The sequence below is a fragment of the Sporosarcina koreensis genome, from assembly GCF_000826145.2.
GTDB lineage: Bacteria > Bacillota > Bacilli > Bacillales_A > Planococcaceae > Sporosarcina > Sporosarcina trichiuri.
Window position 1 is genome coordinate 106,328 of sequence record NZ_LN651337.1, and the last position, 25,721, is coordinate 132,048.

24 protein-coding genes and 1 other annotated feature are annotated in these 25,721 nt (G+C 53.8%); of the genes, 18 read left to right on the forward strand and 6 right to left on the reverse strand.

The window, feature by feature from the left end:
- Positions 1-12: 12 nt before the first annotated feature.
- The gene (gene brnQ, locus BN1190_RS06280) at positions 13-1,398 is read left to right on the forward strand and encodes a branched-chain amino acid transport system II carrier protein (RefSeq protein WP_040286141.1); all 1,386 of its coding nucleotides are present in this window, start codon (positions 13-15) and stop codon (positions 1,396-1,398) included.
- An 81-nt stretch (positions 1,399-1,479) separates the two neighbouring features.
- Here the strand turns inward: brnQ and BN1190_RS06285 are convergent, their stop codons facing one another.
- Positions 1,480-2,139, reverse strand: coding sequence for a GntR family transcriptional regulator (locus BN1190_RS06285; protein WP_040286142.1), 660 nt, complete (start codon positions 2,137-2,139; stop codon positions 1,480-1,482).
- A 196-nt stretch (positions 2,140-2,335) separates the two neighbouring features.
- Here BN1190_RS06285 and BN1190_RS06290 point away from each other — a divergent pair, with 196 nt between their 5' ends.
- Both BN1190_RS06290 and BN1190_RS06295 read left to right on the forward strand, forming a co-directional pair.
- Entirely contained in the window at positions 2,336-2,920 is a 585-nt protein-coding gene (locus tag BN1190_RS06290; protein ID WP_040286143.1) for a 3D domain-containing protein, read from the forward strand.
- An 86-nt stretch (positions 2,921-3,006) separates the two neighbouring features.
- Complete coding sequence (locus BN1190_RS06295; RefSeq protein WP_040286144.1) at positions 3,007-3,723, forward strand: SDR family NAD(P)-dependent oxidoreductase; 717 nt, start codon at positions 3,007-3,009, stop codon at positions 3,721-3,723.
- A 56-nt stretch (positions 3,724-3,779) separates the two neighbouring features.
- Here the strand turns inward: BN1190_RS06295 and BN1190_RS06300 are convergent, their stop codons facing one another.
- A complete protein-coding gene (locus BN1190_RS06300; protein WP_040286145.1) occupies positions 3,780-4,358 on the reverse strand; it encodes a class I SAM-dependent methyltransferase in 579 nt (192 codons plus the stop codon).
- Positions 4,355-5,314: a TIGR01212 family radical SAM protein gene (locus BN1190_RS06305; protein WP_040286146.1), complete on the reverse strand. Its 960-nt coding sequence runs from the start codon at positions 5,312-5,314 to the stop codon at positions 4,355-4,357. Before BN1190_RS06305 ends, BN1190_RS06300 begins: the two co-directional genes overlap by 4 nt.
- 144 nt (positions 5,315-5,458) lie before the next feature.
- Between BN1190_RS06305 and BN1190_RS06310 the strand changes: the two genes are divergently transcribed.
- From BN1190_RS06310 to leuS, 4 genes are all read left to right on the forward strand, one after another.
- The gene (locus BN1190_RS06310) at positions 5,459-6,643 is read left to right on the forward strand and encodes an MDR family MFS transporter (protein ID WP_040286147.1); all 1,185 of its coding nucleotides are present in this window, start codon (positions 5,459-5,461) and stop codon (positions 6,641-6,643) included.
- A 103-nt stretch (positions 6,644-6,746) separates the two neighbouring features.
- A complete protein-coding gene (locus tag BN1190_RS06315; protein ID WP_040286148.1) occupies positions 6,747-7,433 on the forward strand; it encodes a CoA transferase subunit A in 687 nt (228 codons plus the stop codon).
- 17 nt (positions 7,434-7,450) lie between these two features.
- A complete protein-coding gene (locus tag BN1190_RS06320; RefSeq protein WP_040286149.1) occupies positions 7,451-8,098 on the forward strand; it encodes a 3-oxoacid CoA-transferase subunit B in 648 nt (215 codons plus the stop codon).
- A gap of 59 nt (positions 8,099-8,157) precedes the next feature.
- Positions 8,158-8,371, forward strand: a binding site (T-box leader).
- A 53-nt stretch (positions 8,372-8,424) separates the two neighbouring features.
- Positions 8,425-10,842 (forward strand): leucine--tRNA ligase, encoded by a 2,418-nt coding sequence (gene leuS, locus BN1190_RS06325; RefSeq protein WP_040286150.1) that lies wholly within the window; start codon positions 8,425-8,427, stop codon positions 10,840-10,842.
- A 230-nt stretch (positions 10,843-11,072) separates the two neighbouring features.
- Here the strand turns inward: leuS and BN1190_RS06330 are convergent, their stop codons facing one another.
- Positions 11,073-12,347 carry an NAD(P)/FAD-dependent oxidoreductase gene (locus tag BN1190_RS06330; protein WP_040286151.1) on the reverse strand — a complete coding sequence of 425 codons (1,275 nt, stop codon included), beginning with the start codon at positions 12,345-12,347 and terminating at the stop codon, positions 11,073-11,075.
- 117 nt (positions 12,348-12,464) lie between these two features.
- Here BN1190_RS06330 and BN1190_RS06335 point away from each other — a divergent pair, with 117 nt between their 5' ends.
- Together BN1190_RS06335 and BN1190_RS06340 are read left to right on the forward strand one after the other, a co-directional pair.
- The gene (locus tag BN1190_RS06335) at positions 12,465-14,084 is read left to right on the forward strand and encodes a putative polysaccharide biosynthesis protein (RefSeq protein ID WP_040286152.1); all 1,620 of its coding nucleotides are present in this window, start codon (positions 12,465-12,467) and stop codon (positions 14,082-14,084) included.
- Positions 14,085-14,804: a pseudouridine synthase gene (locus BN1190_RS06340; RefSeq protein WP_040286153.1), complete on the forward strand. Its 720-nt coding sequence runs from the start codon at positions 14,085-14,087 to the stop codon at positions 14,802-14,804. It abuts the gene before it with no gap.
- 54 nt (positions 14,805-14,858) lie between these two features.
- On the opposite strand, the gene BN1190_RS06345 is transcribed toward BN1190_RS06340, so the two are convergent.
- Entirely contained in the window at positions 14,859-15,080 is a 222-nt protein-coding gene (locus BN1190_RS06345; RefSeq protein WP_040286154.1) for a DeoR family transcriptional regulator, read from the reverse strand.
- A 347-nt stretch (positions 15,081-15,427) separates the two neighbouring features.
- On the opposite strand from BN1190_RS06345, the gene dat reads away from it, so the two are divergent.
- Genes dat through BN1190_RS06365 form a run of 4 tightly spaced genes read left to right on the forward strand, consistent with a single transcriptional unit; the run spans position 15,428 to position 18,855 of the window.
- A complete protein-coding gene (gene dat / locus BN1190_RS06350; protein WP_040286155.1) occupies positions 15,428-16,285 on the forward strand; it encodes a D-amino-acid transaminase in 858 nt (285 codons plus the stop codon).
- Between the two features lie 25 nt (positions 16,286-16,310).
- Positions 16,311-17,291: a nuclease-related domain-containing protein gene (locus BN1190_RS06355; RefSeq protein ID WP_040286156.1), complete on the forward strand. Its 981-nt coding sequence runs from the start codon at positions 16,311-16,313 to the stop codon at positions 17,289-17,291.
- A 38-nt stretch (positions 17,292-17,329) separates the two neighbouring features.
- Entirely contained in the window at positions 17,330-17,980 is a 651-nt protein-coding gene (gene trmB, locus BN1190_RS06360) for a tRNA (guanosine(46)-N7)-methyltransferase TrmB (RefSeq protein ID WP_040286157.1), read from the forward strand.
- 23 nt (positions 17,981-18,003) lie between these two features.
- A complete protein-coding gene (locus BN1190_RS06365; RefSeq protein WP_040287169.1) occupies positions 18,004-18,855 on the forward strand; it encodes a YtnP family quorum-quenching lactonase in 852 nt (283 codons plus the stop codon).
- A 91-nt stretch (positions 18,856-18,946) separates the two neighbouring features.
- On the opposite strand, the gene BN1190_RS06370 is transcribed toward BN1190_RS06365, so the two are convergent.
- Positions 18,947-19,261, reverse strand: coding sequence for a PepSY domain-containing protein (locus tag BN1190_RS06370; RefSeq protein ID WP_040286158.1), 315 nt, complete (start codon positions 19,259-19,261; stop codon positions 18,947-18,949).
- Between the two features lie 208 nt (positions 19,262-19,469).
- Between BN1190_RS06370 and BN1190_RS06375 the strand changes: the two genes are divergently transcribed.
- The 5 genes from BN1190_RS06375 (at position 19,470) to BN1190_RS06395 (ending at position 25,669) form a co-directional block, all read left to right on the forward strand.
- Positions 19,470-20,543 carry a M42 family metallopeptidase gene (locus tag BN1190_RS06375; RefSeq protein ID WP_040286159.1) on the forward strand — a complete coding sequence of 358 codons (1,074 nt, stop codon included), beginning with the start codon at positions 19,470-19,472 and terminating at the stop codon, positions 20,541-20,543.
- Between the two features lie 147 nt (positions 20,544-20,690).
- Entirely contained in the window at positions 20,691-21,209 is a 519-nt protein-coding gene (locus BN1190_RS06380) for a hypothetical protein (RefSeq protein ID WP_040286160.1), read from the forward strand.
- A 25-nt stretch (positions 21,210-21,234) separates the two neighbouring features.
- Positions 21,235-22,053: a DUF1444 family protein gene (locus BN1190_RS06385; RefSeq protein WP_040286161.1), complete on the forward strand. Its 819-nt coding sequence runs from the start codon at positions 21,235-21,237 to the stop codon at positions 22,051-22,053.
- Positions 22,050-22,655, forward strand: a complete 606-nt coding sequence (ytpR, locus tag BN1190_RS06390; protein ID WP_040286162.1) for a YtpR family tRNA-binding protein — start codon at positions 22,050-22,052, stop codon at positions 22,653-22,655. Before BN1190_RS06385 ends, ytpR begins: the two co-directional genes overlap by 4 nt.
- Before the next feature lie 218 nt (positions 22,656-22,873).
- Complete coding sequence (locus tag BN1190_RS06395) at positions 22,874-25,669, forward strand: DNA translocase FtsK (RefSeq protein ID WP_052461729.1); 2,796 nt, start codon at positions 22,874-22,876, stop codon at positions 25,667-25,669.
- Positions 25,670-25,721 lie beyond the last annotated feature (52 nt).

Below are 25,721 nucleotides of genomic sequence, written 5' to 3' on the forward strand. Positions count from 1 at the left end.
AAGGAGTTCCATATGGATCGTAAATTACCGCTGTCATCGCTTATTGTCATTGGAACCATGCTGTTCGCATTATTTTTCGGAGCAGGGAACCTGATTTTCCCTGCTCAGCTTGGCCAGGAGGCGGGCACCAGCTTCTGGCTCGCAGTCATCGGCTTTCTGATCACCGGTGTAGGACTTCCGCTGCTCGGGATCCTGGCGATCGGATTTTCAGGAAGCGCCAATCTGCAGGAGCTGGCAAGCCGCATCCATCCTGTCTATGCGGTCATCTTCACTTCAGCGCTGTACCTGACGATCGGTCCGTTCTTTGCGGCCCCCCGGACGGGCGCAGTAGCTTTCGATATAGGGGTTGTGCCATTTTTAGGCGGGTCGGATCCGTTCGTCCCAAGACTGCTGTTCACCGCCGTTTTCTTCGGTCTGACAATCTGGCTGTCTCTGAATCCGCAGAAGATCGCCGATCGAGTCGGCAAGTTCCTCTCACCGGCGATCATCGTCCTGCTGCTCTTCCTGCTGGCGGCTGCCTTGTGGAAGCCGATGGGCTCGTTCCAGCAGCCGGGTGAAGCGTATGCTTCCGGTGCGTTCGGCACCGGATTCACGGAAGGGTATAATACGATGGACGCGCTCGCTTCACTCGTGTTCGGGATCATTGTCATCACAGTTGTCCGTTCCATGGGTGTTAAGTCGAAAAAGGGGATCATGGGTGCCACTATGAAAACCGGATTCGTGGCAGCTTCATGTCTCGGAGTCCTCTATTTGGGCATCGCATTCCTCGGAGCCAGCAGTGTCTCATCACTCGGCGTACTTGAGACAGGAGGGGCTGTGCTCACCGAAGTGGCTGTTCACTATTTCGGACAGGCCGGCCTCGTACTCCTGGCTGTTGTCATCCTGCTCGCGTGCCTGACGACAAGTATCGGTCTTATGACGGCTTGCGGCGAGTATTTCCATACGCTTATTCCGCGGATGTCCTACAAAACGATCGTTACAGTGTTCACAACGTTCTGCTTTGTGATCTCGAATATCGGGCTGGCCAATATCATCACCTACTCCGTACCGGTGCTGATGTTCTTGTATCCGCTCGCGATAACACTGATGCTGCTGACGTTTGTATCCCCGCTGTTCGGGCATGCAAGGATCGTATACGTGGCAGTAACGGCTGTTGCCATGCTGGTCAGTATCGTGGACGGTCTGGCAGCACTCGCGGACACTTTGCCGGGTGGCCGTCTCGAGTCCATCACTGCCCCCGTTGTCCGCTTCTACAGCGATGTCCTGCCGTTTTACAATGACGGTCTCGGCTGGCTCGTCCCTTCCATCGCAGCCATCGTCATTTTTGGTGTCATCGCCAAAGCGGCAGGCTGGACATCCGGTCATACAAATAATGAGAAGACGAATACCGCAAGCTGATCGGCAAAGAATTCAACAGCAAACAAACCGCATGGACCCGATAAATATCGGGACCATGCGGTTTATTGATGTCTTCGGAAACTAGACTTTCAAAGATTTGAATTCGTTGATCGCCCGCAGCCAGTTTCCGCGCATATAGGCGGAAGCCTGCTCGGCTTGTTTATTCTCCAGCATGGAGATGATTGTCTCATGCTCTTCGATCGACTTTTCCGTAAGGATGATCGAATTATGGAAAAACAGTCTGCGGACATGGGCCTGCAGCGATTCTGTGATCGATGAGATATACGAATTCGCTGCTGCATCGACGATAAGCTGGTGGAATGATTCATCGATTTTCAGTGCGTTGAAATAATCCTCGTTGCGGACGGATTCAGCGAATTCGCTGTTCAGACGTTTGAGGTCTTGGATCATTTGATCCGATATGACCGGGGCTGCGAGCTCCGCGGCAAGTGCCTGAAGGGCGGCCAGCGGCGGCAGCAGCTCGGTGATGGAGTCCTTTTCGACGTCCGTTACTTGGGTCGCCTTTCCCGGATACATTTTGACGAATCCCTGCACTTCCAGCAGCTGCAGCGATTCACGGATCGGCGTGCGGCTGACGCCGAGTGCTTGGGCGAGTTCACTATCGACGAGCTTTTCCCCAGATTTCAGCGTGCCGTCGATGATCCATTGCTGCAGCTGATTGAAGGCGCTTTCTTTTGCCGTCTGTCTTGCAGGCTTTTTATGGTCTTGTGGTATTGGCATTGAATTCACCATCCTGATCTGACATTCATTCTACAGTATACCGTATTTTGACACCGGTTTGAACAGTCATCGGCAAATGTTTCTGACGCTTGTAACATTCGGTTTGTTTTTGTAACCGGAATGGAGGTTACCTGTAACATCGCTGTAATATTGGGCTGTTAATCTATACCCAGACTTAAAAAAGGGAGCGGAGCTTTTGAAGAAACTTATTTTCACATTCATCTTAGCTACGGCACTATTAGTCAGCGGATCACATGAAAGTTCGGCGGCAGCGTCGTCCTACAAGGTAAAAAAGGGAGATACCCTATACAAAATTTCACGGACGTATAACGTTTCAGTAGGCAATATCATGAAATGGAACGGTCTCAAATCGACTGTTATCTATCCGAATCAGAATTTACGGGTCGTAAGCGGCGGTACTGCGTCAGCAGCGAAAGCACCTGCTAAGAAACCTGCGAAAACACCGTCACGTTCAAATGATGATACAGTGACAAAAGAATTCATCGCCAATGCATCAGCCTATACGGCTTCTTGCCGCGGATGCTCTGGCATCACGAAAACAGGCTTGAATCTTAAGAAAAATCCTTCACTTAAAGTGATTGCAGTCGATCCGAACGTCATCCCGCTCGGTTCGAAAGTATATGTGGAAGGCTATGGATATGCAGTCGCCGGCGACATCGGCGGCGCTATCAAAGGCAACCGTATCGATGTCTTTGTACCGACACACAGCCAGGCGATCCAGTGGGGACGCAAGAATGTACGGGTGAAGGTACTGAACTGAATAAATGAATGAGGCCAGCTGCGAACCTGCAGTTGGTCTTTTTTTACCCGTAAAGGTACACTGATAATCATATAAGGAGGGATTGTATGGAACTCTACATCGTTACAGGCGCATCGAAAGGGATTGATGCAGCCTGTATGGAAGTATTACAGCAACAGGGGAAGACCGCAATCGGCATCGCCCGCAGCAACCCGGGCGGTCATGAGCATTTTGAAGAAATCGATCTGACAGAACGCAGCCAGCGGCAGGGTGCCATTGAACGGCTCCTGTCGCCTTACTTGCATGAGGCCGAATCATTCACACTCATCAACAATGCGGGAACAGTGGAGCCGGTTGGAAAGGTGGGCGCCCTCTCAGCTGATGGTATCCGCCAGGCGATCGAGCTGAACCTGTCTGCACCGATCGAACTGTGCAATGAGTTCATCGAAGTGCTGGCACGCACAGATGCAAAGAAGCGGATTGTCAATATTTCATCCGGAGCGGGCCGCAGTGCAATGGAAGGATGGGGAGTCTACTGTACAACGAAGGCGGGACTCGACCGGTTTTCCGAGGTCGTCCGCCTGGAACAGAAGCGCGCGGAATTCCCGGCAGGCATCGTATCCATTGCGCCGGGCATCATTGACACGGACATGCAGAAGACGATCCGGTCCAGTGAACAGGAAGGGTTCCCGCTGCTCGGAAAATTCATCGACTACAAAGAGTCCGGCCAGCTGAGCAGTCCCGAAGACACGGCAGAACGTCTTCTGAACTGGATTACCCGTTCCGATCTGACAGAGACGGAAGTCATCAGCCGCTTGAATTGAAGAAGACCGCTGCCCGCAAGTTGCCGGGCAGCGGTCTTTCGTTTGGCTTCCTTGAATCAGCGTGCGGATTTTTCTATCAGCAGAAGAAACGGGGGCCGCTGCCGGGTGTTGACGGTCTCATACCGGATCACCTGGAATTCTTTCGAATCCAGTGCTTGTACCAGTTCCAGGACTGCATCCCGTTCCGCCGCGCCGCCGGGATGTCCGTCGTAGACAGCGACCGATACCATGCCGCCTGGTTTCAGCAGGCGGAGTGCAGTGCGGATCGCAGGGACGGTCGATTCCGCTGCTGTGATGATGGAGCGGTCCTCACCATTCGGGAGGAAGCCGAGGTTGAACATGACAGCTGATACACCCGCCGTCACGTACTGAGCCATATTTGCGTGACTGTCGAGGATCAGCCGGGTACGATCTGTGAGAACGCCGAGCCGTTCCCTGGTCGTATCGACAGCAGCGGGCTGGACATCGAATGCAAATACGGTACCTGAACTCCCGACCGTTTCTGCCAGGAACTCGGTATCCTGGCCAGTACCCATTGTGGCGTCGACAGCGGTGTCACCTTCCTGAAGGACACCTCTCAGCGCTGTTTTTGCATAGGACAGCACCCGTTCTGTCCGGAAACGAGGAGTCTTCACTGTACAATCGGCTCTTTCATGTAATACTTCCCCTGCCAGCTGTCCCGGCGCTCCAGCTCTTGCGTAATGTCATTCAGGACATCCCATTTCGTCACGCTCCACATCGGGCCGATCAGAAGATCGATCGGTCCGTCCCCGGTGATCCGGTGGACGATCATCTCAGGCGGCAGCATCTCGAGCTGGTCGACGACGAGGCTTACATACGTCTCCTGATCGAGGAAGTCAAGAAGCCCCTTCTCGTACTGTTTCACCATCGGCGTCCCTTTCAGGAGGTGCAGCAGATGGATTTTGATGCCCTGCACATCGAGATTTGCAACTTCCCGTGCCGTCTCTTTCATCATGTCCAGATCTTCGCCCGGCAGGCCGTTGATGATATGGGTGCAGACCCGGATGTTGCGGTCACGGAGCTTCTGGACACCTTCCTTATAAAGCGTGAAATCGTGCGCGCGATTGATGAGCTTCGCCGTCTTTTCATGCACCGTCTGCAGTCCCAGCTCCACCCACAGGTAGGTGCGTTCGTTCAGTTCCGCCAAGTACTCGACAACGTCATCCGGCAGACAGTCCGGGCGCGTTGCGATGGACAGGGCGACGACCCCTTCCTGGGCGAGAGCCGCCTCGAATTTCTCTTTCAGTTTGTCGAGAGGCGCATGCGTATTCGTATACGCCTGGAAGTAGGCCATGTATTTTCCATTCTTCCATTTCTTATGCATGCGGTCGCGGATCTCAGCGAATTGGACATCGATCGGATCGACCCGGTCGCCGGCGAAATCCCCGGAGCCTGCAGCACTGCAGAACGTACAGCCGCCATAGGCGACGGTGCCGTCCCGGTTCGGGCAGTCGAATCCTGCGTCGAGCGCAACTTTAAACACTTTGAAGCCGAACCGGTCTTTCAGATGCCGTGACCATGTATGATAGCGCATTCCGTCCGATGGGAACGGATAGTTGTTGTTTTCCATTGATACCACTCCTTAAAAAGACAGTGTACCACCTTTTCCGGAGAAACGAATCCTTTCGCGGCAAAATAACCGTTTTCCTCTTGTCAATCAGGGAATAAAGGCATACAATCGTATACTGGAATTGCTGGAGGGGAGGCAGTCATATTGCCTAAAAAAGTTTGGCTCCTGATCATCGGGATGTTCGTGAATGTTATCGGCAACTCATTTCTGTGGCCGCTGAATACAATATATATGCATGATTATTTAGGGAAGTCCTTGTCCGTTGCGGGTCTTGTGCTGATGGCGAACGCTGGGGCGGGTGTCGTTGGCAACTTGCTTGGCGGATTTTTCTTTGATAAGATCGGCGGCTACAAATCGATGATGATGGGGATCCTCATTTCATCTGGTGCGCTGGCTGTTCTCGTTGTCAATCACTCGTGGGGGCCCTACGTTGTCCTGCTGACAGTGCTCGGTTTCAGCGGAGGCATCATTTTCCCGAGTTTCTACGCGATGGTCGGCACGGTCTGGCCGGAAGGCGGGCGCCGGTCGTTCAACTCGATCTATCTGTCACAGAACGTCGGTGTTGCAATCGGACCGGCACTCGCAGGTCTCGTGGCTTCCGTCAACATCAATTACATCTTCGCGGCGAACTTGCTGTTCTATATCATTTTCTTCTTCATCGCCTTCTTCTTCTATAAGAATATGAGTATCGCACCTGAAGTGCATACATCGATCTTGAAAGAGAACACGGGCATCAAGAAGAAGGTGCCGTTCATCGCGCTGCTTATCGTCATGATCGGCTATCTGCTGACGCAGCTCGTCTATTCGCAATGGTCGACGACGATCTCCACCCATGCCACGTCCGTAGGTGTCACGCTGACACAATACAGTCTGATCTGGACGATCAACGGATTGCTCATCGTCCTGGGACAACCGCTCATCAAGCCGCTCATCAAGCGGATCGAGAACCGGGTGAAGCTGCAGATCCTCCTCGGACTCGGCATCATGCTCATCTCATTCATCGTTGTCAGTTTCGCCAATGTCTTCAACGTATTCGTCATTGCGATGATCATTCTGACATTCGGGGAGATGATCGCCTGGCCGGCATTTCCGGCACTGGCCGATCAGCTGGCGCCCCGCGGGAAGGAAGGGTTCTATCAGGGTATCGTGAACTCGGCCGGAACAATTGGCAAAATGATCGGACCGATGGCAGGGGGGATCCTCGCCGACATCTATGGCGTCCAGATCGCCCTGTGGGTGCTGACAGGTCTCATGAGTCTGTCCGTCTTCCCGACTCTGTTTTACGACATCCAGCTGAAACGCACGGATTACAAGCCGAAAAGCTATTGAGCTTTTCGGTTTTCTTTTCGTTTCATTGCAAAATACGAAACAGTCTGATTAACTTATAGATGAGTACAGAACTAACTATGCTGAACTACTGGAGGTAGGTCCGATGAAAACAATCTATTCATCCGCACGCGAAGCGGTGGAGCCGATTCAGGATGGCATGACGCTGATGGTAGGCGGTTTCGGCCTTGTCGGGATCCCCGAGCAGCTGATTCTGGCACTGGTCGAGAAGGGCGTCAAGGACTTGACGATCATTTCCAACAACTGCGGTATCGATGACTGGGGTCTCGGCTTGCTGCTGAAAGAGAAGCAGATCAAGAAGATGATCGCTTCGTATGTAGGGGAGAACAAGGAATTCGAACGGCAGGCGCTGTCCGGTGAGCTGGAAGTCGAGCTTACGCCGCAGGGGACACTCGCTGAAAAGATCCGGGCAGGCGGGGCAGGGATCCCTGCATTCTTCACCCCGGCCGGCGTGGGGACGGAAATTGCGGAAGGCAAGGAAATCCGTGAATTCAATGGCAAGGAATATGTCCTCGAAGAATCGCTGACAGCGGACTTTTCATTGGTGCGCGCCTTGAAAGCGGATACATTCGGCAACCTCATCTACAATAAGACGGCGATGAACTTCAATCCGATGATGGCGGCTGCAGGCCGGGTCACCATCGCGGAAGCGGAAGAGATCACGGAAGCCGGAAGCCTGGACCCGGCCTGCATCCATACACCGAGCATCTATGTACAGGGACTGCTGCAGGCAGACCAGGAGAAACGGATCGAACGCCTGACGACACGATAAGGAAGGGGATGGACAGTATGGCAACAGCAAATTCACGGGAACTGATCGCTCGGCGGGCGGAAAAGGAGATTGCGGACGGAGATTATGTAAATCTCGGTATCGGCATGCCGACGCTCGTCGCAAATTATATTTCACCGGACAAGACGGTCGTCCTCCAGTCGGAAAACGGACTTCTCGGCATCGGGCCATACCCGAAGGAATCGGAAGTTGACCCGGATCTCATCAATGCCGGCAAGGAAACCGTGACCGCAAGTACGGGTGCTGCGTATTTCGACAGCGCTGAATCGTTCGCGATGATCCGCGGCGGGCATATCGACGTCGCCATCCTAGGCGGAATGGAAGTGTCGGAAAAAGGGGATCTCGCAAACTGGATGATCCCCGGCAAAGTGATCAAAGGGATGGGCGGTGCAATGGACCTCGTGCACGGCGCAAAGAAGATCATCGTCATCATGGACCACGTCTCGAAAAAAGGCGAACCGAAGATCAAAAAGACGTGCGACCTCCCGTTGACAGGCAAGCAGGTCGTCGATAAGATCATCACAGAGCGCGGACTGATCGAAGTGACGCCGGACGGACTTGTACTGAAAGAAGTGTTCGAGGGGTATACTGTCCAGGACATACTGGATGCAACTGAAGCGGAACTGACGATCGATGTAAAAGAGTGAGCGCTCGTTCGGCCGCCGCTTGTCAAACGGCGGCCATTCCGGTAGAATAAGTTTCAATAGCAAGGACGCCGACGGAGATCAGTAGGCGGATCGCCTCTTTACAGAGAGCTGACGGACGGTGTGAGTCAGCAGGAGGCCCCGGTGAACTCGCTTCCGAGTCCGCACAGCAGAATGTATTGTGCCGTATAATCCGCGTTAAGGAGTCAAGTTGGGCGGCCATGGCCGTCAATTTGGGTGGTACCGCGGGAACCTGTCTTCACTCTCGTCCCTATTTTACAGTGGGGACGGGAGTTTTTTATTTTTTTCAACTTAGGAGGAACACGAGTATGAGCTACAATCACCAGGAAATCGAGAAGAAGTGGCAGCATTATTGGGATGAACACGAAACCTTCAAAATGACGGATGACCCGTCGAAACCGAAGTTCTACGCTTTGGATATGTTTCCGTATCCGTCAGGCGCCGGCCTGCACGTCGGCCATCCGCTCGGGTACATCGCAACGGATATCCTGAGCCAGTTCAAGCGGAAGCAGGGCTACAACGTCCTTCATCCGATGGGATGGGATGCGTTCGGTCTGCCTGCGGAGCAGTACGCACTCGACACGGGGAATGATCCGGCTGAATTCACCACGAAAAATATCGCGACATTCAAACGTCAGATGAACGAACTCGGCTTCTCCTACGACTGGAGCCGGGAGATCAACACGACGGACCCTCAGTATTACAAGTGGACACAGTGGATCTTCATTCAGCTGTATAAGCGCGGTCTTGCCTACATCGATGAAGTCGCGGTCAACTGGTGTCCGGCACTGGGAACGGTCCTTGCGAACGAAGAGGTCATCGATGGGAAGTCGGAGCGCGGCGGACACCCGGTGGAGCGCCGTCCGATGCGCCAATGGGTGCTGCGGATCACGGAATATGCGGATCGTCTGCTGGAGGATCTCGACGATCTCGACTGGCCTGACAGTTTGAAAGATATGCAGCGCAACTGGATCGGCCGGTCGGAAGGTGCGCAGGTGACGTTCGATATCGAGGGAAGTGATCAGTCATTCGATGTGTTCACCACGCGTCCTGACACGATTTTTGGAGCGACGTATGCCGTACTTGCACCAGAGCATAAGCTTGTCGAAAAGATTACATCAGACATCCAGAAAGAAGCGGTTCAGGCATATCTGGATAAAGTCAAGCTGAAGAGTGACCTGGAACGGACCGATCTTGCAAAAGAGAAGACCGGCGTGTTCACCGGTGCGTATGCCGTGAACCCGGCAAGCGGCGAAAAAATGCCGATCTGGATTGCGGACTACGTACTCGTCTCGTACGGTACAGGCGCCATCATGGCAGTGCCGGCCCACGACGAGCGCGATTATGAGTTCGCGCAGGAGTTCAACCTGCCGATCCGCGAAGTGGTGGCGGGCGGAGATGTCAGCAACGAGGCATACACGGGCGACGGAGATCACGTGAATTCCGGCTTCCTCGACGGTCTTGGAAAAGACGAAGCGATTACGAAATCGATCGAGTGGCTTGAGGGTGCTGGCAAGGGCGAGAAGAAGGTGACATACCGTCTCCGTGACTGGCTGTTCTCCCGTCAGCGCTACTGGGGTGAGCCGATCCCGGTCATCCATTGGGAAGACGGCACGATGACAACGGTGGATGAATCCGAGCTGCCGCTTGAATTGCCGAAAACGACGAATATCCGTCCGAGCGGGACCGGTGAATCCCCGCTCGCCAATATCGATGAGTGGGTCAATGTCGTCGACCCTGAAACCGGCATGAAAGGACGCCGGGAGACGAACACGATGCCGCAATGGGCAGGCAGCTGCTGGTACTACTTGCGCTACATCGATCCGAAAAACAGTGAGACGCTCATCGATCCGAAACTTGCGGAACGCTGGCTGCCGGTCGATATCTATGTCGGCGGTGCGGAACATGCCGTACTCCACTTGCTGTATGCCCGCTTCTGGCACAAAGTGCTGTACGATATCGGTGTCGTCCAGACGAAAGAACCGTTCCAGAAACTGTTCAACCAGGGGATGATCCTCGGGGAAGGCAACGTCAAGATGTCGAAATCCCTCGGCAACGTCATCAACCCGGATGATATCGTCCACTCGCATGGGGCCGATACGCTGCGCGTCTATGAAATGTTCATGGGGCCTCTCGATGCATCGAAAGAATGGTCGACGAACGGTCTCGATGGTGCACGCAAATTCCTCGACCGGATCTGGCGCCTGTTCGTGAACGAAGACGGAACGCTCGGAAGCAAAATCGGCGGGGAAGCGGGCGGTCCGCTTGAGAAAGTGTATAACCAGACCGTGAAGAAAGTGACCGACGACTTTGAGCACATGCATAACAACACCGCGATCTCACAAATGATGGTGTTCATCAATGAATGCTATAAAGCGGATCGCGTGCCGACTGAATATGCAGAAGGATTTGTTTTACTGCTGTCGCCGATCGCTCCTCACTTCGCTGAAGAACTATGGCAGAAACTCGGACATGACGGATCGATCACGTACGTCGCATGGCCTGAATACGATGAGGATAAACTTGTTGACGACACAGTGGAAATCGCTGTGCAGATCAACGGCAAAGTGCGTGCGAAGATCATGGTCGCCAAAGACATCACGAAAGAAGAGTTGGAAAAAGAGGCACTTGCCAATGAAGAAGTCCGTAAATGGATTGACGGCAAGGAACTGAAGAAAGTCATCGCAATTCCGGGACGCCTTGTCAATATTGTGGCAGTCGGGTAACTCGATAAAGGAAAGCCAGACGGGAACTTCCGTCTGGCTTTGTTTGGCTGTGAGGGCGTCGGCAAACCGGCCCGTTTCGGCGGTGGACCCGCCCGTTCTGGCAGGGAACCCGCCCGTTACGGCGGCAGACCGGCCCGTTCCCATCAAAAAAACCCGCGAAGTCCAGCCGTTCGCACGAAAAAAGCCCGGACAGCCCCTCTTATCGAGGGACAATCCGGGCTAATCACTTTTTAATCAATCGATTCCGCAGCAGCATACTCACTCGCATTCTTTCCGGCGAGACGGCCTGTAACGAGAGCCGACGTGATATTGTAGCCGCCGGTATAGCCGTGGATATCGAGGATTTCCCCGCAGAAGTACAACCCCTCTTTTTTCCGGGACGCCATCGTCTTCGGCTCAATCTCTTTCACGGAAACACCGCCGCCGGTAACGAACGCTTTTTCGATCGGCTGCGTACCGTTTACGGTCATCTGGAACGCTTTCAGGCAGGACGCCAGTTTACGGATTTTATCAGCTGCGAACGTATTCGCCGTCTCGTTCGCATCCATGCCGAGCTGCTCGAACAGGAACAGCAGCCAGCGCTCTGGCGCGACACCTTTCAGGGCGTTTTTGAGCGCTTTCTTCGGATCATCCTTCAAAATGGCCGTCAGCTGCTGGAACGCCTGCTCTTCATTCACATCCGGCAGTACATCGATTTTGACAGTGACCGGCTGATTGCCGTTTTTCATGCGTTCCTTGACGACGTACTGACTGCAGCGTAGTATCGCAGGTCCACTCAGCCCGAAATGGGTGAACAGCATGTCCATCCGATGGGTGACGAGCGTCTTGCCTTTTGCATTCAGCACGGAGACCGCTGCATCACGCAGTGCGAGTCCCTGCAGTTCTTTCGACCGGATGAACGGCTCATCGGACAGGAGCGGAACTTCTGTAGGGTACAGTTCGGTCACCGTATGGCCAGCCTGTTCCGCCCACGGATAGCCGTCCCCGGTGCTGCCGGTATGCGGGACGGCTTTGCCGCCGACCGCCACGACGACGGACTTCGCCCGAAGCTCCTCTCCGTCGGTGAGACGGACGCCGAGCACCTGCGATTCATCCATGAGCAACTTTTTGACTTTCGTTTCCGTCCTGATCTCGACACCGAGTCTGTCCATTTCGGACAGGAGCGCATTGACGACGTCTTTCGCTTTATTTGAAACCGGGAACATCCGGCCGTGATCCTCTTCCTTCAGCGGAACACCGAGCCCTTCGAAGAATGCGATAATGTCTTCGTTGTTGAAGACGGAGAAGGGGCCATACAGGAACCGGCCGTTGCCGGGAATGTGCTTCACGATTTCCTCCGCAGACAGGCGGTTCGTCACGTTGCACCGGCCGCCTCCTGAAATGGCGAGCTTATTGCCGAGTTTCCTTCCCTTGTCCAGCAGGAGCACACGGCTGCCCGGCTCCGCTGCTGCGATGGACGCCATCAGACCCGACGGCCCGCCGCCGATTATAATTACATCATACATAGTCAATCACACTTTCGGTTTTTCTCCAGTATACAACAGATCGGGCAGAAAACATTGTGAAAACTGCCGCCTGAGAGTACACTGTATACTAGCTCAATGAATGGAAGGAAAAAAATCATGGGATCCAATCTTCTTAAAGGCACGGCGATTTTGACGATCGGCCTCTTTTTATCCAAAGCCCTCGGACTGATCTATGTTATTCCGTTTTACAGTATTGTAGGGGACAAAAACATTGCCCTTTACCAATACGCCTACATACCTTACAACATTGCGCTGTCTATCGCCATATCAGGGGCACCGCTCGCCATTTCGAAATTTGTCTCCAAATACAACGCGCTCGGTGACTACGCAACCGGCAGGAAATTGCTGAAGTCGAGCGTCGGCATCATGGCTGTGACCGGAGTCCTGTCATTTCTTGCCCTGTACTTCATGGCGGAACCGATCGCCCATCTGGTCATCAAAGATGATGAACAAGTATTCACCATCCAGGACATCACCTCTGTCATCCGCTGGGTCAGCTACGCGCTGCTTGCTGTCCCGATCATGAGTGTCATGCGGGGCTTCCTGCAGGGCTATCAGAAATTCGAACCGACATCCGTCTCACAGCTCGTCGAACAGATTGTCCGGATTGCCGTCGTGCTGATCGGCGCTTATCTTGTGGTCGATGTCTTCGGCGGCTCACCGAAAACAGCTGTCAAGTTCGCTGTCTTTGCCGCTTTTGTCGGTGCGATCGCAAGTCTTGGAGTGCTCGGCCTGTATTGGCGCAAATACTCTCCGGAGATGAACCGCCTTCTCGAGAGCAGTCCGCCGGCAGGGGAATTGCCGGTGTCGGCGATCTACAAAGAGATCATCAAATACATTCTGCCGTTCGTCCTTGTAGGTGTCATCAACCCGCTCTACCAGTTTGTCGACATGATCACCTTCAACGGAACGATGTCATCGATCGGCCTTGCATCAGTGACCGATACCTATTTGACAATGCTCAACTTCCTGACCCATAAAGTCGTCATGATCCCCGTCATGGTCGCGACAGGATTCTCCATGGCGATCATCCCGGTCATCACCGATTACTATTCGAAGGGGGATCAGAAAGGGATCACCCGGTCGCTCGATCAGACCTACCAGATCATGCTCTTCGTGACCATCCCCATGGTCGTCGGGCTCATGGCGCTTTCGGGTGAAACGTACCAGTTCCTGTACTCGAAAAGCAGCATGGGCGCAAGCGTCCTGGAGCATTACGCACCCGCTGCCATCCTGTTCGGCATGTATACGGTCACTGCTGCTATCATGCAGGGGATCGACCGTCACAAATGGATCGTTTTCACATCACTGCTCGGCCTGCTGTTCAAGATGATCCTCAATATCCCGCTCATCCGGCTGTTCGAAGTGAATGGCGCGATAGCGGCAACGATCATCGGCTATACAATTGCGGTAGGAGTCAACCTGTATGTCATCCGCAGGGAGATGAATTATAAGTCGCACATCGTCATCCGGCGCATCATCCTGATCCTGGCATTCAATGCGGTCATGCTGGCTGCCGTCCTGCTCGTGCGCACCGGCCTCTATGCCATCCATGTGCCGTCCGGCAAGCTGCAGGCACTGCTGTATGTATTGATCTGCAGCGGCGTCGGAGCAGCCGTCTATGGCTTCCTGTCACTCCGGAGCGGGCTTGCACAGAAACTGCTCGGCAGTCGGATCACCCGGATCACCAACAAATTGAAGATGGGACGATCGTGAATGAGACTCGATAAACTGCTCGGCAACAATGGATTCGGCACCCGGAAAGACGTGAAACAGCTGATCCGCAAAGGGACTGTCAAAGTGAATGGCACCACGGAGAAAGATCCAGGCGCCCACATAGATCCTGAAACAGACACGGTCACCCTGCTCGGCGAACCGGTCATCCATCAGGAATTCATCTATCTGATGATGAACAAACCGCAAGGCGTCATTTCCGCGACGGAAGACAGCCGGGACCGGACTGTCGTCGATCTGTTGTCGCCTGAGGAACAGCGGTACGAGCCGTTTCCGGTCGGGCGGCTCGATAAGGATACGGAAGGGCTGCTCGTCCTGACGAATGACGGAAAACTGGCACATGAACTGCTGTCGCCTAAGAAAGATGTCCCAAAAACATATTTTGCCGTCATCGACGGCCTGGTGACGGAAACGGACATCCATGCATTCTCTGAAGGTGTGATACTGGAGGACGGCTTCCATACGAAGCCGGGAATCCTGAAAATCCTGGAAGCCGGGGATCGGTCGGAGATTGAGCTGACGATCACGGAAGGGAAATTCCATCAGGTGAAGAGGATGTTCGAGGCGGTCGGGAAGAGAGTGGTGTTCCTGAAACGTCTGTCGATGGGGACGCTTCGGCTGGATGCATCTCTCGAACCGGGTGCGTTCCGGCCGCTGTCGGACACGGAACTGGCTGAACTGGATCCAAGAAAAAAGGGCTGAATGGCATATTGCGATTCAGTCCTTTTTCTGAGCTCCTGCAATTGAGGGGTTGCGTTAAGAAGGCAATTTCACTTTCCTTGCTGTCGTTGTCCATTGGCCGCGGACCGGACTCGTGATGAGATCATTGTACTCGAGGACGTTCAAGTCCCGTTGTGCGGTGCGCGGCGTGATGCTAAATTCTTCAACTACATTCTCTGTGGTGACAGTTCCGTTACCATAGATATACAAATAGACATCTTTGATACGGGTCAGCATTCGGTCTGTAGCAGGATTCAACGGTGAACCACTCCTTCATCATCAATTTCCAAATAAGTTGGGCTTGAGACGTGGAAATGTTACGTTAGCTTATTTGAAATCGCCTTGGCTCCGCACTTCCTCTCCATTGGATTCTGTCAGACTATTTGTTCTGACAATACTAGTATAACGTATTTGCTTGAAAAAGTAAGGGCAAGCTGCTTAAGCGCCTGAATCCGCCAGATAGGAGGTTTTGTTCTTTATTTTCCGGCGGTAACATGGGAAAATGAATAGGATGGGCGGATTCAGCACGGGTTCGCCGAGTCTCCCGCCGGCGCATACACTAGAGGGAAAGACGAAAGCAATTTTTGCTTGAGAGGAGATCAGACATGACTTTGTATTTCAAGAATGGTAAGTATACACAGAAGGATGAAGTGACCGTATCCATCGACGACAGAGGGTACTACTTCGGGGATGGCGTCTATGAAGTGATTAAAGTATACGGGGGCAGTCTTTATACAGCAGAAGAGCACTTCACACGGTTCCTGTCGAGTGCAGAAAAGATCAGGATGCCTCTGCCGTACACGGTCGCGGAATTCACAGAGATCGCAGAGAGATTAGCGGAAGATAACGGGATCACGGAAGGGCATGTGTATATCCAGGCAACTCGCGGTGTCGCGCCCCGTATCCACAACTTCCCGGGAGAGGAGACCGAGCCGATGATCACGGGCTATGCAATCGAAAACCCACGTCCGCTCGCAAAACTCGAATCGGGTGTTGCGGTCAAGACGGTCGACGATATCCGCTGGCTCCGCTGTGATATCAAAAGTCTGAATCTGCTGGCGAATGTCATGGCGAAACAGGAAGCTGTGGAAGCGGACTGTGCGGAAGCCGTCTTCATCCGCGATGGTATTGTGACGGAAGGCTCGTCTTCCAACATTTTCGGTGTGAAAGACGGGATCCTTTATACGCATCCGGCAACCAATCTGATCCTGAACGGCATCACCCGCCGTGTCGTGCTGAAATGCTGCGCACAGGAAAGCATCGGTGTCATGGAAGAAACGTTTTCGCTGGACGAATTACGCGCCATGGATGAAGTATTCCTCACTTCGACGACCTCGGAAATCACACCGATCACGTCGATCGACGGTGAGCAGGTCGGAGACGGCAAGCCGGGCCCCTTGACGGCACGGCTGCAGGCAGTATTCGAGAGTACGATCGGACAGGTGCAGCAGAAAACCAACTGAAACGGAAAGCGCAGGTGAATGGGGGATGGCACAGCTTGTCAAAATGCTCGATTACGTCTCGCGTTATGAACAGGATCTCTCCCGTTATACGGCACAGTTCATCCGCCTGAAACGGTCACAATGGGAACGCATGAAGAGGCAGTGGGACAACGGAGTCGACCTGGCAGCCTGGCAGCAGACAGACGAGGGGACAGAAGAAGCCGCGGCAGCTGCGGAAGGGACGCAGCCGAAAAAGCGCTTTTTCACGTTATCCCGGCTGCTTCCTTTCCGGAAAGAAGAGACTCCGGAAGAGGAAGCCCGGATTCCTGCCCATGAGGAGGAGCTGGAATTCGTCCCGAATCTTATCCAGCAGCCGCGCTCTGTGCAGCAGCTCCGCAAACTGTATGTCGATCAGCTGTTCCACTTCCAGGTGAAGTGGGCCAGCTCGACTTTGACTGAGTGGTCCAATGTCGATGGCGGCTATTTGAGGGACAGGCTGCTCAAAGAACTGCTCGGCCGGCTGCCTGACAGTTTCCTCGTGTTCTATTATCCGGTCCTGAAACTTAAGAAAGCGCCTGTGGAGCTGGAAGTGATCATGCTGACACCGGTCGAGTGCTTATGCATTACTGTGATGACCGGGAAGAACGGCTCTGTCTTCACGGGAAGCGGAGACCGGTTCTGGGCGGAAAAGATCGGTGACAAGGAGTCCAGGCTGCTGAATCCGATGATTTCGCTGAACCGGATGACGAAGATCATCGCCAGCCTGTTTTCGGCGGCGGAACTTGATTTCCCGATACGGAAAGTGCTGCTGACGAAAGACAGTTACCTCGATTTCACATCAGCCGCACATGATATCGTACAGGTGGACCGGCGGAACTTCGACAAATGGACAGAGAAGCTGAAGGCAGTCAGCGTCCCGATGAAATCCAAACAATTCAAAGCGGCGCAGACCATATTATCGGTCTGCCAGACAACTGCGGCAAGCAGGCTGTTCGATCCCCGTCAGCAAGGCGGGGAACAGCCATGACCGGTCGGACTATTAACGAAGAAGAGAGTGTATAGAAGATGAGATTACGTCACAAACCGTGGGCGAAAGAGTACTTGGAAGAAAATGCGGGCATTGTCATCAAGGAACCGCAGACGAAAAAAGGCAAGTGGGCGCAGCTGTTCGGCAATTCGAATCCGATCTGCGTGGAAGTCGGAACAGGCAAGGGGCAGTTCGTAGTAGGGATGGCCAAGGCCAATCCGGACGTGAACTATGTAGGGATCGAGCATTTCGACAGTATCCTCGTGTCTGCAGTTGAGAAGACGGTGGACGCCGGTATACCGCATAATCTGAGGCTGCTGCGGGCGAACGGCAAGGAACTGACAGACATCTTTGCTGAAGGGGAAGTTTCCAGGGTCTATTTGAATTTCTCGGATCCGTGGCCGAAGTCGAAACACGCAAAGCGCAGACTGACGTACAAAGATTTCCTGCAGCTCTATGAGCAGGTGATGACACCGGAAGGCCAGATCCATTTCAAGACGGATAACCGGGGGCTGTTCGAGTATTCACTCGTTTCGATGTCGCAGTACGGCATGGAACTGGTCAGTGTCTCACTCGACCTGCATGCGGAAATGCCGGAAGATAATGTGATGACAGAGTATGAAGAGAAATTCTCGGCGAAAGGACAGCCGATCTACCGCTTGGAAGCTTGGTTTCCGGGCAGGTCCTGAAAACAGCGGAAGGGGATGAAGGAATGGATACATACACGTTTCATGACATGGAACTGACATGGCTGGACGGAGGGGTGAATTACCTGGACGGAGGGACGATGTTCGGCGTCGTGCCGAAAGCGATGTGGTCAAAGAAATACCCGCCCGCTGACGGGAATCTGATCGAGCTCCGGACCGATCCCATCCTGATCCGGTATATGGGGAAAAATCTGCTTGTCGATTCCGGCATCGGGAAAGGCAAGCTGGATGAAAAGAAAATGCGCAATCTGGGGATCCGTGCAGAGACACGTGTGGCTGAGAGTCTTGGGAAACTCGGTCTGACACCGTCGGATATCGACATGGTGCTTATGACGCATCTGCATAACGACCATGCCGCAGGCCTCACGGAATGGCGGGACGGACGGCTCGTATCGGTGTTTCCGAATGCTGATATCTTCGTTTCCCAGATTGAGTGGGATGAAATGAGAAATCCGAATATCCGGTCCCGCAATACGTATTTCAAAGAGAACTGGGAAGCGGTGCAGGATCAGGTGAAACCATTCGAAAAGGAATTCTCGCCGATGCCAGGCATCACGATGGAGCATACGGGCGGTCACAGCGATGGGCACAGCATCATCCGGCTGGAGCAGGGCGGCGAAACGATGATCCACATGGCGGACATCATGCCGACCCATGCCCACAGCAATCCGCTGTGGGTGCTGGCGTTCGACGATTATCCGATGGACTCCATATTCGCGAAAGAACGGCTGATGAACGAAGCGAAAGACAAGGGGCACCGGTTCTTCTTCTATCACGATGCAGTCTACCGGGTCGTGCGTTTCGACGATACCGGACGGAATGTGATCGAATCGATGGGACGGACGCGGGACGAATGATCCGGCAGGCGCTCTGTGTGCATCAAACTGAAAAGGCTGTCCCATTCCTCCTTCATGCGGAGGAGCGGGACAGCCTTTCAGCGCTGCTGCTTCAGTTCTTGACCAATTCGACAACCGTGCCGGTTTTGGCATCCGCTGCAAATTCGTATTGTTCCAGGACCCCGTTCTTGATACGGGAGATTCCGCCGCGGTAGACATTCATCGAAATAACGTTGTTCGTGAACGGCTCGGTCTTCATGACAATCCAGGACCCGTCGATCGGACCTTCTTTCTTGAACGCATCTTTGACCGTCTTCAACACTTGTTCAGCCGGGACCGCTGAGTTCGAACGGTCGATCGCTTCCTTGACGACCAGTCCGGCGGCCGCCCCAGTTAGCACGCCCGCTGCAAATTCCTTGAACTTCATACTGACAACACCCCTTGTTAGTTATTTTGATAAGTGTATCATATCATTCCCGATCTGTAGAAGCGAGACACAGCCTTTTGCTCCGGTCGGTAAGATTGTCTGGTTTGCAGATAAATAGTTCGGGACCCTAACTATACTGTTGGCAATTGCGACTGAATTGTTCTACAATACAGGATGTACATACTGACAAACAGGAGCTGGTGAAGAGATGAATAACGAAACATTACAGATGTTCAAGACGCTGACGGAACTTCCGGGAGCACCCGGCAATGAATCAGCGGTACGGCGCTATATGCGTGAGGAACTCGGGAAGTATTCGGACGAAATCATCCAGGATAATCTCGGCGGTATTTTCGGTGTGAAAAAAGGGCCGGAAGACGGTCCGAAGATCATGGTGGCCGGCCACATGGATGAAGTCGGCTTCATGATCACAGGGATCACGGACAACGGAATGCTGCGGTTCCAGACGCTCGGCGGCTGGTGGAACCAGGTCATGCTGGCACAGCGCGTGGAGATCATGACTGCGGACGGAGTCGTGCCGGGAGTCATCGGTTCAATTCCGCCGCACCTGCTGACAGATGAGAAGCGTGCGAAACCGATGGATGTGAAAAATATGCTCATCGACATCGGCGCCGATGACGAAGACGATGCAAAACGGATCGGCATCCGCCCCGGCCAGGCAGCCGTGCCGGTCTGTCCGTTCACACCGATGGCGAACGAAAAGAAGATCATGGCAAAAGCATGGGATAACCGGTACGGCTGCGGTCTTGCACTCGAGCTGCTGAAGGAAGTGCACGGTGAGGAACTGCCGAACCGTCTGTATTCCGGCGCGAATGTCATGGAAGAAGTCGGCCTGCGCGGTGCCCAGGTGGCGGCGAATATGATCGATCCCGACTTGTTCTTCGCACTGGATGCCAGTCCTGCCAACGACATGTCAGGGAGTAAAAAGGAGTTCGGCCAGCTTGGACAGGGGACCCTGCTCCGGATTCTCGACCGGACGATGATCACCCACCGGGGCCTCCGTGAATTCATCCTGGATACAGCGGAAACAAACAACATTCCGTACCAGTATTTCATATCCCAGGGCGGCACGGATGCGGGGAAGGTCCATCTCTCGAATGAGGGGGTGCCGAGTGCCGTCATCGGGATCTGCTCACGCTATATCCACACGTCCTCGTCGATCATCCATACGGACGATTATGCGGCAGCAAAAGAACTGCTCGTCAAACTTGTGAAAACATGCGACAGGACTACAATGGAAACGATCCGGCAGAACGTCTGACGGACAGTCATCGATCAGGCAGGGGCAGTCACCAGCAGGTGGCTGCCTTTTCTTCTTGAGCGCCATCATTGCATACGGACCAGATGGTTGCAGAGATGGCGGCGGACAGATAAACTAAACGTACTGCATGGAAATGGAGGAAGAAATGTGATCAGCAAAAACAAATTCTTCATCTCAGCTGCGCTTGCGGGACTGCTGCTCGCAGGATGCGGACAAACTGTCGAAGATGAGGCGGACACAGCTGTATCGAATGCAAGAGATGCATTTGAAATGAATGCTGGAAAAACGACAGAAAAAACAGCGGATTCCGGTTTCTATATACCTGCCGGATGGAAGGCGGATATCCATGAGAATGAGCATATGGTATTCCTGACAAAAGGCAAACGCACACTGACAATGCAATACGATCCGAACGCCAAACCGGAATCCCGCTCGTACTATGATCTGCTTAAGGCGGACGGGCAGACAGCGGTCCTGAGAGAAGAGACCTTCTCGGATGCCGGCGCTTTCGGCTTCATCTCCATCAATAAGCGGGGGGACCAGCTGGCAGAAATCACTGCAGGCACCGGCCAGGCACAAGTGAAAGCGATTGTCGGTCTGCACGACGTGGAAACAGCGGCGGAACAGATGATGAAGATCGCACGTTCTGTGCAGATTTTTGAATGAGACGAACCAGCAAGGGGTGGATACTTTGAAATCTGAAGAGCTCGTGGAAAGACTGAAAAAACAGCTAGATTCGCTGGATTTCGATTGGCAATTCGACCGGAAGGCGGATAAGGTGCGTTTGGTGCATACGGAACTGAAGAGGGGAATGGATATTTCGCTCCCTGAAATCATCGCAAAGTATGAACAGAAACAAGAAGCGGCGGTCGAGGAAGTCGTCTACACGATCAGGGAGACATTCCGGGCAATGGAAGCGGAGTCGCGTCAAGGATTCAGTGCAGATGCGGAAATCCTGCCGGTCATCCGTTCCACATCGTTTCCAAAAGAGTCGAAGGCGGGCAGTCCGTTCGTAGTCCGCCCGCACACGGCAGAGACCGCGGTCTACTATGCGCTCGATCAGGGGACGACGTACCGCCTCATCGATGAGGACATCCTGAGGGGAATCGGCAAGACTGAACAGGAAGTTGCCGAAACCGCCCTGTTCAACGTCCGTAAACTGGCGACTGACGTCAAAATGGACGAGGTCGCGGGGAACAGGTATTATTTCCTGAACCGTAACGATGGCTACGACGCAAGCCGGATCCTGAACGCCGCATTCCTGAAAGGGATGGAGGAGCGGATCGAAGGGCAGATGACCGTCTCCGTCCCTCACCAGGATGTGCTGATCATCGGCGACATACGGAACGACACCGGATACGACGTGCTGGCCCAGATGACAATGCATTTCTTCACGGTCGGCGCCGTTCCGATCACGTCCCTGTCCTTCCTCTGCTCAGAAGGACAGCTGGAACCTATTTTCATCATGGCGAAGAATCGTCCTGCTACTAAAGGAGAGAGAAAGAAATGAATGTATTCATGAACAGAAACGGTGTCGGCGATGTATTGATGGTGCAGCTGACGACAGACCGTCCGGAACAGACATCGATTGAAACGAAAGGCGATGTCACCCTCATCAAAAATACGGAAACCGGGGAGCCGGTCGCATTCAACCTGTTCCGTGCCTCGCACTACACAGGGAATTTGTCTGACGGACCTGTGGAGCTGACACAGGGACTAGTGGCTGCCATCCAGAAATCCCTGTCGGACAATGGTGCCGGCCTTCAGCTGGACGTGGACTTCAGTCCGAAATTCGTCGTCGGTCATGTCTTGACGAAAGAAAAACATCCGAACGCCGACAAGCTGAACATCTGCACAGTGGATGTAGGCAGTGAAACATTGCAGATCGTCTGCGGTGCGCCGAATGTAGAACAGGATCAGAAAGTGGTCGTCGCGAAAGTAGGTGCCGTCATGCCGTCCGGAATGGTGATCCGCGATGCTGAACTCCGCGGGGTGCCGTCATCCGGTATGATCTGTTCGGCACGTGAACTTGAATTGCCCGATGCCCCAGCTGAGAAAGGGATCCTCATCCTGCCGGCGGATGCACAAGCAGGCACCGCTTTTGTTAAATGATTCCCAATAAGGAAGGCTGCCCGGAAGGTCACGGTTCGTGAATCTTCCAGGCAGTCTTTTTTATCGGCCGTTCTGCCTTTTATCAGGAAGCCGACCGGTGCTGCAGGAACCAGACTGTATGACATCGGTCACCTCTTTACGGACAGAGCGCATGTCCATTTGATTTTATGGCCGGAAACCTGCTAAAATAGGGTGATTGAAATGAAAAGAGTGATAGAGTGAGCTGGATAAAAAAAACGATGGGACGCTTGTTCGGCCAGCAATCGGATGAATTATCCGACCAGCCGGCGGAAGGCATACAAAACCAGGAATCTCGTCAGGAAGACGAGTCGCAGGAGCGGCGTGCATTCCGGTTCCCTATGATTACAGATGCTGAAATATACGGATGGGATGAAGAATCCGGTGACATCCGGACGACCACACATGACATCCCTTTAATAAAAGAAGACGATCGTTTTGAACGTGCGACTCCCCTTTTTGAAAACAGGAGATGGCCGGCCGAACAGCCGAAAGGTGAAGTGCACCGTGCCGGTACCAACAGCAGCAAGTACAGGACCCCCGCTGAGCGGTTGCCTGCAAAAAGCCGGGATCTGAGCCCCGCTGACAGGAAGCGGGAGATTGTGGAAAAACGCATACATACACCGTTCACGCCGACGGAAGTGCCATCGCCCGTTTACGGGTTTTCCAAACGGAAACCGCCTTCTTTCCCGCAGACTGATAAAAAAACTTCTGCTGAGCAGGCTGCCCCGGCAGAACATCAGGAACTCCGGGAGACGAAGACTGCTTCCGACCTTCTGCCATCCGGTGCGGCGGCAGACAAGGGACCGGCGATCATGTCGTCCGAGGAATTGCAGGAGCGGCTGGAAGGTCCGGCAGCGGTCCCTGGGAAAATTGAACAGAATGAAGAAGAGAGCAACCCGAAAGCACTAGAAGAGACACCGGCAGTTCCATCTGTTTCAGAGGAGCCGGCAGTACGTACTGAAACCACGGATCCGGAAAGGAAGGCTCTATCAGCGGCATACGCCCAAACAGCTGTCCTGGAGCGGGAAGAACCTGCTGTACAGGAAGACGGGCTGCCGGACGAAGAGCTTGAAGATGCTTCAGCCGGTGAACAGTCATCCGAACCGATCGGAACAACCGACGGGGATGCCGCAGTACCAGCTGTATCGGGAACTGAAGAGATCGATATGGGGGATCAGGCAGAGGACATAGAAGGAGCTGCTGAAGAGACTCCGCAGAATCAGGAGAAAATCGTGCCATTCAATGTTCTTATGCTGAAGTCCGATAAAGAGAAGCTTCGGATTCCGCGTCACACAAGCATGCCGTCTTATTCGCCGGCGTCTGCAACAGTGATCAATGAAGCGGAACCTGAAGGATCTGACGTATGTGAAGCCGCTGCAACAACGGAAGCCGTACATGCTGAAGCCGTATCCACTGAAGCCGTACCGGCTGAAGAAGTTCCTGAAGAGCCATCCATGCCGGCCGGACGTGCGGAAGAACAGGCAGCCGAGCCTGCGGTAAGCAGTCCGGCAGCTGTACCGCCTATCACAGAAGGCGTGCAGACTGAGCCTGTGGAAGATGCTCTTGCGCATTATGTATTCCCATCCATGGAAGATTTGCTGCCTCCGGAAGAACAGCAGGAAGACGCGGAGTGGCTCGTTTCCCAATCCGAGAAACTGGTCGAGGCGCTTTCTCATTTTGCGGTGCATGCCGATATTCTGGAAGCCGTGCAGGGACCTACAGTCACACGGTTCGAATTGACTGTGGGATTCGGGACGAAGGTAAGCAAAGTGAGGAATCTGACAGATGACTTGAAGCTGGCACTGGCTGCCGAAGACATCCGAATCCAGGCGCCGATTCCTGGAACGAGCTCGATCGGAATCGAGATTCCGAACCGGACGACACGTCCTGTCCGTATATCGGAAGTGATCGGTACGGAGAAGTTCCTGAACTCCGATTCTCCGCTTGAGGCGGTTCTCGGTCTCAGTCTGACCGGCGAGCCGGTTACGCTGGATCTGCGTAAGATGCCGCACGGAATGATTGCCGGTGCGACAGGATCCGGCAAATCGGTCTGCATCAATTCGATACTTGTCAGTCTGCTGTACAAGGCATCCCCGGCTGATGTGAAGCTGATGCTGATCGATCCGAAAATGGTTGAACTGGCCCCGTTCAATGGCGTTCCTCACTTGATCAGCCCGGTCATCACCGATGTGAAAGCAGCTACAGCAGCCCTGAAATGGGCGGTCGACGAAATGGAACGGCGATATGAACTGTTCGCCCACGCCGGTGCCCGTAATATCGAGCGGTACAACCGGATGGCGGAAGAGAACCGTCAATTTTCGCTCAAGATGCCGTATCTGGTCATCGTCATCGACGAACTGGCGGATCTGATGATGGTCGCCCCGTCCGATGTCGAAGTATCCATCAGCAGGATCGCCCAGAAAGCGCGTGCTTGCGGAATCCATCTCATCATCGCAACACAGCGTCCTTCCGTCGATGTCATCACGGGGATCATCAAAGCGAACATCCCGACACGGATTGCATTTGCCGTGTCCTCCCAAGTCGATTCCCGGACAATCATCGACAGTGCGGGGGCGGAGCGGCTGCTCGGCCGCGGAGACATGCTGTATATCGGCAACGGCCAGTCGTCTCCTGTCCGGCTGCAGGGCACGTTTGTCACAGACGATGAAATCGAACAGATCATAGATCATGTGAAGAGCGAAGCGTCCCCTGACTACTTGTTCGGTCAGGACGACCTGCTTGCGGCAGTCACCGAAGAAGAGGAGTCCGATCCGTTATTTGTGCAAGCATGTTCATTCATCATCGAACAGGGCAGTGCATCCACTTCCCTTTTGCAGCGGCATTTCAGTATCGGTTACAACCGTGCTGCGAAGCTGATGGACCGGATGGAGACCCATGGGTTCATCTCGGAGCAGCGGGGAAGCCGTCCGCGTGATGTTTACGTGACGCAGACGGAACTGGATGCATTTCTGAATCCGTCCCGCGACGCATAGGGTTACTTATAGAATATACTGGTTTACAATGATTTTTAGGAACTAGCTGCTC